Annotated in this window: 15 protein-coding genes and 1 riboswitch; of the genes, 6 read left to right on the top strand and 9 right to left on the bottom strand. The window is 31.4% G+C overall.

What is annotated here, in order from left to right; genetic code table 11:
• Window positions 1–4 precede the first annotated feature (4 nt).
• The 4 genes from ACFHWD_RS12375 to ACFHWD_RS12360 form a co-directional block, all read right to left on the bottom strand.
• Entirely contained in the window at window positions 5–820 is an 816-nt protein-coding gene (locus tag ACFHWD_RS12375) for a sensor histidine kinase (RefSeq protein ID WP_378062106.1), read from the bottom strand.
• Between the two features lie 108 nt (window positions 821–928).
• Window positions 929–1723 (bottom strand): ABC transporter permease, encoded by a 795-nt coding sequence (locus ACFHWD_RS12370; RefSeq protein WP_229981947.1) that lies wholly within the window; start codon window positions 1721–1723, stop codon window positions 929–931.
• Complete coding sequence (locus ACFHWD_RS12365) at window positions 1723–2640, bottom strand: ATP-binding cassette domain-containing protein (RefSeq protein WP_150358241.1); 918 nt, start codon at window positions 2638–2640, stop codon at window positions 1723–1725. The genes ACFHWD_RS12370 and ACFHWD_RS12365 overlap by 1 nt, the downstream gene beginning before the upstream one ends.
• Before the next feature lie 87 nt (window positions 2641–2727).
• Window positions 2728–3417, bottom strand: coding sequence for a response regulator transcription factor (locus ACFHWD_RS12360; protein WP_150358242.1), 690 nt, complete (start codon window positions 3415–3417; stop codon window positions 2728–2730).
• Window positions 3418–3591: 174 nt separating this feature from the next.
• On the opposite strand from ACFHWD_RS12360, the gene ACFHWD_RS12355 reads away from it, so the two are divergent.
• On the top strand, window positions 3592–4191 hold the full coding sequence (locus ACFHWD_RS12355; protein ID WP_150358243.1) for a nitroreductase family protein: 600 nt from the start codon (window positions 3592–3594) through the stop codon (window positions 4189–4191).
• Between the two features lie 67 nt (window positions 4192–4258).
• On the opposite strand, the gene larE is transcribed toward ACFHWD_RS12355, so the two are convergent.
• Window positions 4259–5077 carry an ATP-dependent sacrificial sulfur transferase LarE gene (larE, locus tag ACFHWD_RS12350; RefSeq protein WP_150358244.1) on the bottom strand — a complete coding sequence of 273 codons (819 nt, stop codon included), beginning with the start codon at window positions 5075–5077 and terminating at the stop codon, window positions 4259–4261.
• Window positions 5078–5239: 162 nt separating this feature from the next.
• Here larE and ACFHWD_RS12345 point away from each other — a divergent pair, with 162 nt between their 5' ends.
• The gene (locus ACFHWD_RS12345) at window positions 5240–6625 is read left to right on the top strand and encodes an ATP-binding protein (RefSeq protein ID WP_378062102.1); all 1386 of its coding nucleotides are present in this window, start codon (window positions 5240–5242) and stop codon (window positions 6623–6625) included.
• Window positions 6626–6784: 159 nt separating this feature from the next.
• Here ACFHWD_RS12345 and ACFHWD_RS12340 read toward each other — a convergent pair whose 3' ends face one another.
• Together ACFHWD_RS12340 and ACFHWD_RS12335 are read right to left on the bottom strand one after the other, a co-directional pair.
• Window positions 6785–7699, bottom strand: a complete 915-nt coding sequence (locus ACFHWD_RS12340; RefSeq protein WP_150358246.1) for a DUF2156 domain-containing protein — start codon at window positions 7697–7699, stop codon at window positions 6785–6787.
• 52 nt (window positions 7700–7751) lie between these two features.
• Window positions 7752–8381, bottom strand: a complete 630-nt coding sequence (locus ACFHWD_RS12335) for a GNAT family N-acetyltransferase (protein ID WP_268253928.1) — start codon at window positions 8379–8381, stop codon at window positions 7752–7754.
• A gap of 211 nt (window positions 8382–8592) precedes the next feature.
• Here ACFHWD_RS12335 and ACFHWD_RS12330 point away from each other — a divergent pair, with 211 nt between their 5' ends.
• Window positions 8593–9603 (top strand): asparaginase, encoded by a 1011-nt coding sequence (locus ACFHWD_RS12330; RefSeq protein ID WP_150358803.1) that lies wholly within the window; start codon window positions 8593–8595, stop codon window positions 9601–9603.
• Window positions 9604–9775: 172 nt separating this feature from the next.
• On the opposite strand, the gene ACFHWD_RS12325 is transcribed toward ACFHWD_RS12330, so the two are convergent.
• Both ACFHWD_RS12325 and ACFHWD_RS12320 read right to left on the bottom strand, forming a co-directional pair.
• On the bottom strand, window positions 9776–10603 hold the full coding sequence (locus ACFHWD_RS12325) for a methyl-accepting chemotaxis protein (RefSeq protein WP_150358802.1): 828 nt from the start codon (window positions 10601–10603) through the stop codon (window positions 9776–9778).
• Between the two features lie 642 nt (window positions 10604–11245).
• A complete protein-coding gene (locus ACFHWD_RS12320) occupies window positions 11246–11923 on the bottom strand; it encodes a Crp/Fnr family transcriptional regulator (protein WP_150358800.1) in 678 nt (225 codons plus the stop codon).
• 110 nt (window positions 11924–12033) lie between these two features.
• Between ACFHWD_RS12320 and ACFHWD_RS12315 the strand changes: the two genes are divergently transcribed.
• The 3 genes from ACFHWD_RS12315 to ACFHWD_RS12305 form a co-directional block, all read left to right on the top strand.
• Window positions 12034–12759, top strand: coding sequence for an ATP-binding protein (locus ACFHWD_RS12315; protein WP_179977635.1), 726 nt, complete (start codon window positions 12034–12036; stop codon window positions 12757–12759).
• A 365-nt stretch (window positions 12760–13124) separates the two neighbouring features.
• Window positions 13125–13195, top strand: a riboswitch (glycine riboswitch).
• Between the two features lie 65 nt (window positions 13196–13260).
• Window positions 13261–13635, top strand: a complete 375-nt coding sequence (locus ACFHWD_RS12310; RefSeq protein WP_378062097.1) for a GrdX family protein — start codon at window positions 13261–13263, stop codon at window positions 13633–13635.
• 107 nt (window positions 13636–13742) lie between these two features.
• On the top strand, window positions 13743–14119 hold a 377-nt coding region (locus tag ACFHWD_RS12305), incomplete at its 3' end, for an NAD(P)/FAD-dependent oxidoreductase (protein ID WP_378062095.1).

Genomic DNA, 14119 nt, shown 5'->3' with positions numbered 1-14119 from the left:
TACATCAGCTTTTTGAAAGCTTCCAAACACAGGATATGCAGAGCATGTCTTTATTTAATCTTGCATGAATATTCCCTCCCATTTTATTCATGAGGCTTTTGGCTATGTACAGTCCCAGGCCAGTACTTCTTGAGCTTCTTGAATTGTCAGCTTTATAAAATCTGTTGAATATAAGTTCCACATTATCTTTATTGATTTTATCAACTCTGTTGGTTATATTAAGTGCAGCTAAATTTTCATCTTTGGATAAATTTATATAAACACAATTTTGGGAGTGCTTTACTACATTATTTAATAGATTGTCGAGGACTCTTCTTATAGCAGAACTGTCTCCCATGACAGATATGTTTTCCTGGCATATTTTTATATGTGGTGTAATGGCATTTGAGGTAAAATTGTAATAGAAGTCAGCCAGTGATTCATATAAAATGCTGTTTATGTTCACCGGCTGCAGTTCTAATTTGTATTCGGGAGATTCTACAATGGAAATCTGGAAAAAGTCACTTACCAGAACTTCCAGTGAGTTTGATTTCCTAAGTACTATTTCAAGATACTCTCTTTGCCTTTGCTCAAGTGTTTTTGAAGAAAGCAGCATTTGAACATAGCCTTTTATGGAAGTAAGTGGTGTACGGAGATCATGCGATATATCTGCTATGGATTTTTTGAGTTCCTCCTGGGAGTTTCTCTGGAAAGATTTTGCTTTTTCACTTATATCTATATGTTCATTTATGGTGAAGGCAAGATCTTCAAAATCTTTATCCAGAAGAGGTATATCCAGTTTTTTATGAACTCTGTTGTCATTGTAATTTCTGAGCTGCACTGTAATATTTCTTATCTGCAATTTTATAAAGAACAGGTATACTAATAAAAATAAGATGCAAAATATTAATACATATATTATCCAGATTGTATACAGCACCTTCTTTCTCTATTTGATATCCTGATTTTTAAATGTTATAATTCCAAGCCCCAGGGATACTAAAATAATAATAGTGCAAATTGATATTACATTGCAAATATCCGATGGAGAGGAATTCAAACTTCCAAGTTTCATAAGCATGATGATGGGAGTGTATATGTCAAATTTTAAGTTGATTAAAAATCCACCTGCATTTACAAATAAAAGTATCATTCCCAGGGCAATAATTATGGATTTACTTTTTATTATAGTTGCAAGACAGGTATAGGCGCTGGCCAAAGTTATAAGAATCAAGTATGTAAGCAGGGTATATTTAAAAATTTTTACTGCAGTGTAAGCGGAAATGGATTTTACCCAGCCTAAAATAAGCGCCGCTGCCAGTGGCAGAAACAACAATAAAATGAGAAGTATAAAAATTGATAGATAGATTATTATGATTTTGGATAGATATATTTTAGATCTGCTGTGTCCATAGGACAAGGTGTTTTTTACCGTGCCATAGCTGTATTCGTTTATAATATAGGAGCCTACGAGAAATAATGATAATATTATAAGTATTACGCTGAATCCAAAAGAGGATTTAAAAAATTCCAGAGCAGTGGGAGTGAATATATTGTGAAATTTATTTATGAAAAATCCAAAGGTTTCATGGCCGTGTATAAAGGAAAATATCACAATTATGTCCAAGTGGGAGTAAAATAGTTTTAAGACGAGGAAGGTCAAAAACAGCGTAATTATCGTCGATATTTTAAAAACTGTATTGTATTTTAATTTATATAGTTCAAATTTTAATAGATTGTACATTATTTGAGCCCTCCTACTAAATTTATAAAATAGTTCTCCAGATTTTCACCTGTAGCTAATATCTGTTCAATGGTGATATTTTCTTTTGAAAGAATAGAGGACACCTTTCCGGGATTGTCTATATAATCGTATAGAGCTATGGTTTTATCAGGAAGTACAGTGAAATTGGTTGTATTGAGTTTTCTTTCTAGGATTACTGCAGTTTTTTGGATATTATCTACTTTTATATTCAAGCTTCTTCTGCATTTTTTGTTCAAAGCTTTAAGAGTCAGCTCCTCCACAAGCTTTCCTCTGTGAATTATTCCAAAACAGCTGGCAAGCTGATATAATTCTCCCAGAATATGACTGGAAATAATAATGGTCATATTTTTGTCTTTATTTAATTTTTTCAGCTTTTCCCTCATCTGTACAATACCAATAGGATCAAGACCATTTACGGGTTCGTCAAGTATCAGGAGTTCAGGATTTCCAATCAAGGCTATGGCAAGGCCGAGTTTTTGTTTCATGCCCATTGAAAAGTTTTTAAGTTTCTTTTTACCACAGTTTGAGAGATCTACAAATTCCAAAACTTTTTCGGTACATTTTTTACCAGGTATGCCCTTTTGTATTCTGCAGGCCTCCAGGTTTTCATAGGCGGACATATTGGGATAAAATGCAGGGGACTCAACCAGAGCTCCAATTCTCTTTCTTATATTGCTGATTTTATTTTCAGAATCAAATCCAAATAGATTTATTTTCCCTGAAGTGGGTTTTGAAAGCCCTGTAAGCATCCGCAGGGTTGTACTTTTACCAGCTCCATTTTCTCCTATAAATCCATAGATTTTACCTCTTTTAATATTTAAGTTTAAATTGTTAACCACTAAATTATTTTTGTATTTTTTACTGAGATCAGTGGTTTTTACGACATAATCGGTCATAACTATGCTCCCTTCTCTATAGAATATATCAATTGTAAAATTTTATGGATAATCAAGGGTAAAGGAAAGGTAAATTAAGTGTAAAGATTATACCTGAAGCTTGTATCCAATGCTCCATACAGTTTGTATGTATTCATGGAGAGGTTTTGCACTGTGAATTTTATTCCTTAAATTGCTTATATGGACCTTTATTGTATTGTCATCACACAGATAATTTTCTCCCCAGACCGTTTCAAATATATTTGTTTTTGTAAATACTTTTCTGGGGTATGATATTAAAAGCTCCAAAATGTCAAATTCTCGTGTAGTCAGGTTTATGGGAACTTGATTTACAAACACTTCTCTTGTATCTTTATTTAAAGAAATTTCTCCGTAAGTTAATATAGAATTGTCTTCTTTAGAAAATTTTTTATATCTCCTAAGATTGGCGTCAATTCTAGCAGAGACTTCATCTATGTCAAAGGGTTTTGTTATATAATCATCTGCGCCTGTTCTAAGTGCCTGAATTTTGGTTTCTGTGTCCCCTTTGGCCGAAATTATGATTACAGGCATTTCTCTAGCTGTTCTTATTTTCTCCAGAATTTTTTCACCAGCTAATCCAGGAAGCATTAAATCTAGAATTACCATATCCCAATTTTCATCTTTTAAATTCAGCAGGGCTTCTGTTCCGGAATATGCGGACACTGTATTGTATCCTGAATTTTGCAGCATATGACAGAGAAGTTTATTAATATCAGCATCATCCTCTACCACTAATATTTTTATAGGGTTTCCCATGGTAATCACCTTTCTGAAAATTATATTTACAAATTACATTATAGTAGAATAAATATATTTTTTAAATCAATTATGCAAATAAAGAAAAATTTTACTTATATGTATTGAATTTTTAGACAGATAGTGTATAATTTATATCAACAGATAATAATTATTAAATTGGAGGTATATAATATGAGTAAGAATTTTTATGAGGCAGTTAAAGATAGAAGAACCATATATGGTATAGATAAGAAAAAAATTGTGCCTGAGGATAGAATAATAGAAGTAGTTCAAGAAGCGGTAAAAAATTCACCCTCTGCTTTTAATTCACAGAGTGCAAGAGTAGTGGTGCTATTTGGAGAAAACCATGATAAATTGTGGGATATTACGGAAGCTGAGCTTAGAAAGATAGTTCCTGATGAGAATTTCTCAAAGACAGGAGAAAAGATCAATTCTTTTAGAAAAGGTTATGGGTCTGTTTTATTCTTTGAAGATCAAGACGTCATATCAGAACTTCAAAAGAATTTCCCACTTTATAAGGATAATTTCCCTATTTGGTCCCAGCAGGGTTCTGGAATTCTTCAGTTTATAATATGGACTTCTTTGGAGATAGAAGGTCTGGGTGTTTCACTTCAACACTATAATCCACTTATTGACGAAGAGGTGAAGAAAACATATGGGATACCTAATAATTGGAAATTAATTGCACAGCTTCCTTTTGGAAAACCAGTTTCAGGAGCCGGAGAAAAAGAAATTAAACCATTAAAGGATAGAATAAAGGTGTTTAAGTAAACTAAAAAGTGACTGCTTCAAAAAATTCTGAGGCAGTCACTTTTACTTTTACAATAGATTTCAACAGTTATTTAAGTTGTGCAGCTCTTTTTAGTACTGCATTCATACTTCCCGTTTTATAGCCTAAAATGTCCAGAGTAACATAAGTGAATCCTAGTTCTTTTAATCTATTTCCAACTTTGTCCATTGTATCCAAATTGAAAAATTTAGTTCTCTCTTCTGGAGCAACTTCAATTCTTGCAATTTCACCGTGATGTCTTACTCTAACTTGCCTAAAACCTAAATCCAGTAGAAATTGTTCTGCATCTTCCACCATTTTTAACTTCTTGCTGTTGATTTCGTTTCCATAGGGAAACCTAGAAGATAAACATGCAAAAGAAGGTTTATTCCATGTTGGTAAACCCATTTCTTTAGAATATATTCTAATATCCTGTTTGGTCAATTTGGCTTCTTTTAATGGACTTATAACTCCAAGCTCCCTGGCTGCTTTCATTCCTGGCCTGTAATCACCTATGTCATCAAAATTAGAACCATCTAAAATATATTTTATACCATTTTCATCTGCAACCTTTTTAAGTTTTGAATACAGTTCCTTTTTACAATAATAACATCTATTCACTGGATTTTGTGAATATCCCTTAATATCAAGTTCTTCTGATTCTATAATTATGTGTCTTACTCCTATGGATTTTGCATATTTTTTGGCTTCATTTAATTCTCTTTTAGGATAGGTAGAGGAAGTTGCAGTTACGGCAATAACTTTATCCTTGAGGACGTCCTGTGCAACTTTCAATAAAAATGTGCTGTCAACTCCACCGGAGAATGCTATTAATACACTTTCAAGTGATTTAAGTTTTTCTTCTAATATTGTTAATTTTGTACTCATAATCAACCTCTACTTTATTATGATTTTTATTTATATTTATTATAACATAATTTTTCATTTTTTGAGCTTATAAATCGCAAATTTTAATTTATATACGTGTGGTTTTGATGACCAATGTGTTAAAATGAAAGATAAATAATGTTTTATAGGAGGGGGCTATTTATGAAAAGCATAAATTACGAAGCAGATTTCGACATAAAATATAAAAAATTAACTTTGGATTCCATTTCTATTTATAGAAATTTGCTTAAAGATAATGTAATAGACAGCTTAAAAAAACTTGTAGAATATATTGATAAGGGGAAAATCAATATGGAATCTACGGCCAATTTATACAATGAATTTTTCTTTAATCTAGTAGAAAGTGGATATTTTTCTTTAAAGGATTATATTATTGACAAGATAATTTTTAGTGAAAATTTTTTTTCACTTGAAGCTGAGAAGGGAAATTTTAAAGGGAATAGAAACATAATCAAGAATGCAGCAGCTGAGGATCTTGAAAAACTTCAAAACACTGCTGAGTTAACTTCTTCTGATATAAAGAGACAATTGCTGAAGCATTTTGATAAAGATGTGTATAAAGAAATGATTTTAAAATTTCCTCAATGGGAGGCGGAAGATGAATTTAAAGAAGAAAATTATCCTGAACACATAAAGTCAATAGAAAAAAGTTTTCACTGTAGTAGCAAGTGGAGCAAGTGTATTGATGATCTTGAAAAGTTTCACAATGTTTATGGATGCGGCATGTTTGCAAAATATAGGGTTTTTGTATGGGAACATATTAATGGAATGGGACATTTCAGAGGAATTGAAGATCCAGATTCTATTGAACTTTCAGATCTTATTGGCTATGAAAAAGAGCATCAGATTGTAGAGGAAAATACAGTACAGTTTTTAAATGGATTCCCTGCCAATAACGTGCTGATTCATGGGGATAGAGGTACCGGCAAATCCTCAACGGTTAAGGCCATCCTTAATAAATATTATAATAAAGGGCTGCGTATGGTTGAACTTCCTAAAGCATATCTGGAGGACTTTCCGGAGATAATAAGAAGATTAAAAAACAAACCCCAGAAATTTATTATATTTATAGATGATTTAGCTTTTTCAGACAATGAAGAGAACTATACTGCACTTAAATCAATGCTGGAGGGTGGATTTGAAAATAGATCTTCAAATATATTGATATACGCTACTTCCAATAGGAGACATCTTGTAAAAGAATATTTTAGTGACAGAAAGGGAGCGGCATCTTTTGATATTGATGATGAAGTTCATGGAGAGGATAGTGTACAGGAGAAACTCTCATTGGCAGATAGATTTGGAATAAATGTGCTATTTACGTCTCCAGATAAAACTGGTTATTTGCAGATTGTAGACGGTATTGCCCAAAAAAGAAAATTAGGCTTTGATAGAGAAAAACTTCATAGAGAAGCACTTAAATGGGAACGCTGGTATAATGGACGATCTGCAAGAACTGCAAGACAATTTGTAGATTGGATGGAAGGATGTCAAAAAAATTTGATAGTAAATAAAGATTTGAAATAACACCGAGATTAAGGGACAAGGAATAGGGTTCAAAATTATCAAACTTTATCTGAACTTAAGAATAACTTGATTTGGAAATCTGCTATATTTGAACCCTAAACTTTGTCCTTTTATATAAAGATCAGATTAAATTTTAAGTTCATAAGCATAGTTATGCACTCAGCTGTAAATAATAGCGCCAGAAAAATTCACACAATATTTTTCTGACATTTTTACGGGATGATATGATTTTTTGGCTTTTCTGAGACCGGGAATGCCTAAATCCTGTTCTCTGTTAATGTATTTAACATTGGATAGATAATTTTCCACAAAAGTTTTGTTGACAAAAGTGTATACTCCCCTTACGGAAGAGGAGCCCTTTTCTATGTGTATAATTCCCATATTGTCATTCAGACGTTCACCTATTGTAAAGGCAGCTATATTGTCAGCAACATATACTGCTATAGCATTTAAATTTAGAAAATCCATATTTTCCACAATTTCTTTGATACCTTTTAGCTCATAAAATAAATGTCTGTCGCCTTTATTGTTTTTCTCATACCAATTTTCAGCGGCTTTTTTAATGTCGTCTTTTACACCTGGTTCAGAGAAGTCTTTAACTTTGTAATCATAGGTTTTCACAAAATAGTTGTAGTGATTTTTTTTAGAATGAAGTTTTTTACCTGATAAACTTATGAGTTTGCTGGAGTCATAAATATAATCAAAATTATCTATGTCGGCCCTTATCTGAATGTTGTCACCGTAAATTTTCTTCAATTCATCTAGAAATGGTTGCTCGAGATCTTTGAACAAGTAAGGCATAGAATGTTCTTCCTTGTATTTCAGCAGTTCTCTTACTATATTTTTTAAGTTTGATGCAGTGTATCCGAGAGGCTGCATAAAATAGTAATTTTCATTGAAATCTTTTTTCTTTATGATAAGTGCATTGTCATAAATGGTGTATTGAACATCACAGCCTTCTTTCCATATGATCAGGCTGGTAAAGGAATATTCGCAAGTATTGAAATTGTATTTATTTAAGTATTTGTCAAAGATTATTTTGTCATCTATAGTAATAGGTTTAAATGTAAGCATAAAATTTCTACAGTTTAATAGATGGTACACATTATAGTGTAATACTATTATTTTACTGATGATACCTCCTCTTATTTTTTATGGTTGATTCCCATTCAGATCTTAATATTCCATAAAGATACATGTCATATCTAGTTCCATCTCTATAGATAAATTGTCTGTAAGTTCCCTCTTTTTTAAAACCCAATTTTTCATAAAGCTTTATGGCGGGTTTATTATAGGATATAACAGTGAGCTGTATTCTGTGAAGATTTAATTCTTCAAAGCCAAATTCCATAGTTAGATATAAAGCTTCCATTCCTATTCCACAGCCTCTATAATTTTTTTCGCCGATTCCTATATATATTGTAGCAGCACCATTATTCCATAATATATTTTCAAAACCTGTGATTCCAATTATTTTTTTATCTTCTATGGAATTTATTGCAAACATAAATTTATCCTGGGATTCTCTTAAGTTATTTAGTGTAGAATTTAATTCTTGAGCACTTCTTGGGAAAGCAGGTATCATGTCAAAATTTCTTAGAAAATATATATCATTATACCATGTTTCTAAAGAAGCTAAGTGAAAATCTTTGAAAGAAGTAAGTGTTACTTTAGAGCCCTTCAGCAGATCTTTAATCAAAATGTATGTCACCTCTTGTAAAAAGTTAGAATTAAAAGATAATGGCTTTTTATACATAACTATTATATCCTAATCCATAAATTATGTAAAATTCCATCAAAAATAAATTGATTGGTATTGATCTTTTATATATTATAATATATTTTTGCTTACTATAATATAGAATTAATGAGAACTTTGATAATATGTGAAAGTTTTTTTGGATTAGAAGAAAAATAGAATTAGAGTAGAATACTTAATTATAATTTAAGTTAGTGGAGGAATTTTTATGTCAGAAATAGTTGTTAAAGTTACAAGAGGATCTTTGGTTGAAAGTGTTCACAGAGCAGATATAGCAGTAGTGGACAGTAAAGGGAATCTTGTCTGTAGTTTGGGAAATTCACATAAAGTAACTTATATGCGTTCTGCAGCAAAGCCAATACAGACTTTAGAAGTTATATTGTCGGGAGCAGCAGAGAAATTTTCTTTTACAGATGAAGAAATATCCATAATGTGTGGTTCACATTATGGAGAAGAATTTCATATAAAGACTGTAGAAAAAATATTAAAAAAATTAGGACTTAAAATAGATAATTTATTATGCGGTTCTACGTTATCGTTGAATAAAGAGTATTCTAAAAAACTTTTATGGGATCATATAAAATTAAACCCCACTTATACGGATTGTTCAGGAAAACATGCTGGGATACTCTCCGTATGTGTTTTAGAGGGATATAGCCTGGAGGATTATAATTTACCTGAGCACCCTGTTCAAAAGGAGATTAAAAGAATAATATCTAGAGTTTGCTCCATAGAAGAGGAAAGCATCATTATAGGAACAGATGGATGTACTGTACCTGTTTTTGGAATGCCACTGTATAATATGGCACTGGGTTATTCCAGAATTGCCAGTGGTAATGGACTCCCTCAAAGTTATAAAAAGGCGGCAAATAGAGTATTTAGGGCAATGAATAATGCTCCCGAGATGGTAGCAGGCACTGATGGGTTTTGCACTGATCTCATAAAAAATACTAATGATAAAATTATTGGAAAGTTTGGAGCAGAAGGTGTGTATTGTATTGGAATTAAAGATATGAATCTAGGAGTAGCGATTAAGATAGAAGATGGCAATACCAGAGCATTATGGCCTACGGTTATTAAATGCCTGGAAGATTTGAATGTCTTGGATCGAAATGAAAAAAATCTGCTGAGCAAATATAAAAGTCAGCAAAATTTAAATAACGTAGGGAAAAAAATAGGGGATATATTTCCAGATTTCAGTTTGAAGAAAAACATCTAAAGTATATATGGCATGAAGATTATATGTATTTATAATGGCACTTACTTTGCCTAGAATGTTAAAAGATAAAGTAAAGTGCTGATTTTACTGAAAATAAGTTCTAAGGTTCAGGAAATATAATATTGTTCTAAATCCTAGAGCTTATTTTCATATAAAATTATGCAGCAAAAAACTATTCTGATAATTCTTTTAGCTTGTCTGTTAACGTGCTCAGGCTATTTATTGAGGCATCCAGCTCCTGTATTTGAGACAGTTGATTTTTAAAGGTATCAGTTGTAGATGAAATTCCCTTTGATATATTGCTTACAGATTTCTGTATTTCAGTCAGGGTTGAGTTTATCTCATTTATGGAGGTACTGCTTGAATTGGATAATTTTCTTATTTCATTTGCCACTACTGAAAATCCTTTTCCCTGTTCTCCAGCCCTTGAAGCTTCTATAGCTGCATTTAAACCAAGAAGATTGGTCTGAGAAGCTATATTTTTTATAAAATTTAACACTTCATCTGTATTTTCTGATTTATTTAAAGCATCTTTTACTTCATCTAGTATATCTTTATTGGATTTTACGGTGTTTTCTATTCCAGAGGATAATATGCTTGAAGCATGTGAGATATTTTCTATAGATTCTGATAGGATTTTAGACACTTCCTTGAATTCATAGTGTCTTTTTAAACTTTTTACAAGAACTATGCTGCCTATTATCTTTTCATTTTCCCTTACGGGTATTCCTATGGCTTTTATTTCAATTCCGAAAGTTTCTTTTGGAATTATAGAGGAATAGACTTTTCTGGCTTTGATGCATTCATAGGCTGCCCCCTTTGGCCTAAGAGGATCTCCAGCTTTTGCGTTCATGTTTATGTTTTTACTATTTACTACTTTTATAAAGTGAGTAGTATTTGACATGGTAAAAGCTATTTCATCATCAAAAAAATACTGCATGTAGGGCATTAAAGTTTCAAAAGCCTGCTGAAGTTTATTCTCAATTTCGATTTTTTCCATAATAGGTTCCCCCAATTTTAATAATATTGTCTATAACTATACAATAGCACAAATGGAAGGATTTTTTAATTATTTTAGAAAATAAAAGTCACATTTGCTAAGTTAATTAATATTATAAAAGTATAGAACACATGATGAAAAAAAAGAGTACCTAATAATATAATTATTAAAGATGATAAGGAGGGATCTTTATGTCACGTAGAAGTTGTGGTAGCCGAGGAAGCGGAAAGGAAATATTGGTTATAATAATAATTTTAATATTGTGTTGTGGCATTGACTGTGGTGATTTTGGAAGAAAGTGCTAGGTAGAAGCTGTCAAGTTGCACAAAAGTAAAATATATTTAGTAAATAATGTTTAATACTTTGCTGAATATAATTCTTTTGGTTTTAAGAATTTTGGTTAATTAATAAAAAGAAAGGACAAAAGATAAGAAATTAAGATAACTTAAAATTATATATTATAATTTAAGGATAATAAGGAGGGGTCTTTATGTCACACAGATGTTGTGATCGTGGACGCGGAAGCAGTTCAATAATAATAATAATAATATTATTGTTATTATGTGGTGGATGTGGAAGAGGAATATGCTAGAATAGTAAATAAAAGGGAAACAATTTTTCGTTTCCCTTTTTTATTAATTGTTAAAACAATAGATTTTCCAGAGTATCTACATTTTTTATAAGTATAGAGTTTCTGTTGAAATCTATTAGATTGTCTTTTTTCATATTTACAAGTTCTCTTGAAAGTGACGGCCTTGGGATTCCAAGTTGCTCAGCCATTTCTTTTCTAGTACAACTTAAAGTTATTTTTGGACTCTTTTGGTGGTAATATTCGTCTAAAATATAAGATGCTATTTTTTGGCGAATGGTTTCATAGGATATATTTTTGAGCTTTTTATTCAGCATTAGTATTTTATTAGATAAAAGGGACATGAAATTATTTAGAAATACAGGGAACAGATTACATAATTTCAATATGTCCTCTTTTGATATAAACATTACAGATGCACTTCTTGATGCTGTTATAGTTGCAGGGTAGGTGCTTCTATTGGAAAATATTATAACTTCTCCAAATATGTCACTTTCTCTTAAACTGCCTATAGTAATGACTTTTCCCGAAGAAAATATCTTTTGTACTTCCAGAGTTCCACTTGTAATTATCCCTATTTTTGAGCAAGTTGATTCTTCAATAGCTATGATTTCTCCCTTTGAATAGGAAACAAGAGTATAGCTAAATTTTCCTAAAAAGCTTTTGATTTCATTTTCTGAAAAATTTTTCATCAGTATGCAGTTACTCAATGCACCATATATGTCTTTCATAATTTTCTTCAACCTCAATATTGATTATAATTTATAATGGTAACATAAGATACGGATTATATGATTTCATTTTATTATAATAAAGGCATAAAAACAAGGGAGGAATTTAAATGAAGAGGAAAATTGTTAATATAGATAGAGAAAAATGTAATGGATGCGGCTTATGTGTAAATGCATGTCATGAGGGTGCCATAGAATTGGTGAACGGGAAAGCACAGCTTATAGGCGATGAATACTGTGATGGGCTCGGAGATTGTCTTCCAGAGTGTCCTGTAGATGCAATAAACATAATTGAAAGGGAAAGTAAAGATTATGATGAAAAATTAGTTGTGGAGAAGAAAAAAGAAAAACTGAATCTTAAAGTTGACCTGCCCTGTGGATGCCCTGGAACGGCAGCAAGAATTATAAACAGGGTTCCAAAATCAAAAATACATGTAAGTACGAGTGGAGAAAATATAGGAAATATATCGAAACTTAGACAATGGCCAGTTCAATTGAAACTTATAAATCCTAAAGCAGCTTATTTAAAAAATGCAGAACTTTTGGTGGCAGCTGATTGTACAGCTTATGCTTATGGGAATTTTCATGAAGATTTCATTAAAGATCATATTGTGCTGATAGGATGTCCAAAATTGGATGATATAAATTACTATGAAGAAAAATTTACGGAAATCATAAAAAATAATGATTTAAAAAGTATAACTGTAGTGAGAATGGAAGTGCCCTGCTGCAGTGGTATTGTAAATGCGGTTAAGAATTCAATGTTGAGATCTGGAATAATAGTTCCCTATAAAGAGGTTATAATATCCACTGAGGGAAATATTGTAGAGAGATAATGATATTAAAGTACATTGTTAATATTAATACAATAATATTATAGATTGTATAAAAAAATGGAATATAGAATCTTATTGGAATATATAGAAAAGTATTCAGAGGTAATATATAATTAAAGTAAATAAAAAATAATTATAAGTTGGATGAATTTTTCGGGAGATTAAGTAGAAATTTAAGCAATACGCAAAATGATTTTGCATATTGGCTGCTTTTCTTGAGATATAAAGAAAGGTTTCATAGAAATTTTCTTTGAAGACTACTTAACTGTAGAAATTGTTCTATAGTATCCTTAAGTGGATAGCCGAAGGAGTAAGTATTATTTCTCTTAAATAATGTGAATCTCTCAGGCCAAAGGACCGAAAAAGGACGAAACTCTGGAAAGCTTTTGGCACCGAAGGAGTAAATCTCTCAGGTAAAAAGGACAGGGTAAAAGAGAACTCTTTTACCCTGTCCTTAATTTTATATGCATTTAACTGAAAATTTTGAAAGGAAAAAATAATATGATAGAACCTATAATAGTAGTTACTAATAATCCTATGTGTAGAGAGAAGCTGGCAGATAAATATAAAATAGATTTTATAAATGGCACTACTGTAGATGTATTGGAAAGAGTTAGAGATTATATACATGGGAAACATATATTATTGACCCATCCGCTTGTAAGTGGCATAAAGCCTAATGAAATTCCATATAGAACTATCATAATAACTAAAAGAGCTGGAAATACTGTGGATATTAAGTCCTTGAACTATATAGAAAGGGGGATTCTCACTACTGAAAAATTTTTAAAAAATCATGGTATTTCACATTGGAGTAAAAAGATATTAGATGATTTTTCTTTGATAGATTATGATTTAGTAAAGTATAATCTCTAATAAATTTATAGGGGTAAGAGTATAATTATAGCTGTTGTAAGACTAAAATAAGTGGGTGCTTTAATAGAAAAAATTGTTTGTATTTTAACAATGTCAGGAGGTATAAAATGGAACATATATATGATTGCATAATAATTGGAGGAGGGCCAGCAGGTCTATCGGCAGGTCTCTATGCAGCGAGATCTAAAATGGACACTTTGCTGATAGAGAGGGCAAAATATGGAGGACAGATAACTACAACGGATGAACTCGAGAATTATCCAGGTTCCATTGAGAATTGTACGGGAACGAGTTTAAGCGAGAGAATGAAAAATCAAGCTTTGAACTTTGGTGTAAAATTTGCTAAAGATGAGATATTAGATGTTGACATTGAGGGTGTAATTAAAGTTTTAAAGAGTAAAAAAGATGTCTATAGAGCTAGGACAATAATAATTGCCACAGGTGCAAATCCAAGGCTGTCAGGTTTTAAAAATGAGAAAGAATT

Source organism: Clostridium sp. MT-14 (assembly GCF_042436595.1).
Classification (GTDB): Bacteria; Bacillota; Clostridia; order Clostridiales; family Clostridiaceae; genus Clostridium_B; species Clostridium_B aromativorans.
The sequence above is the reverse complement of the archived record's forward strand: the minus strand, read 5'-3'. Positions and strand labels throughout refer to the sequence as shown.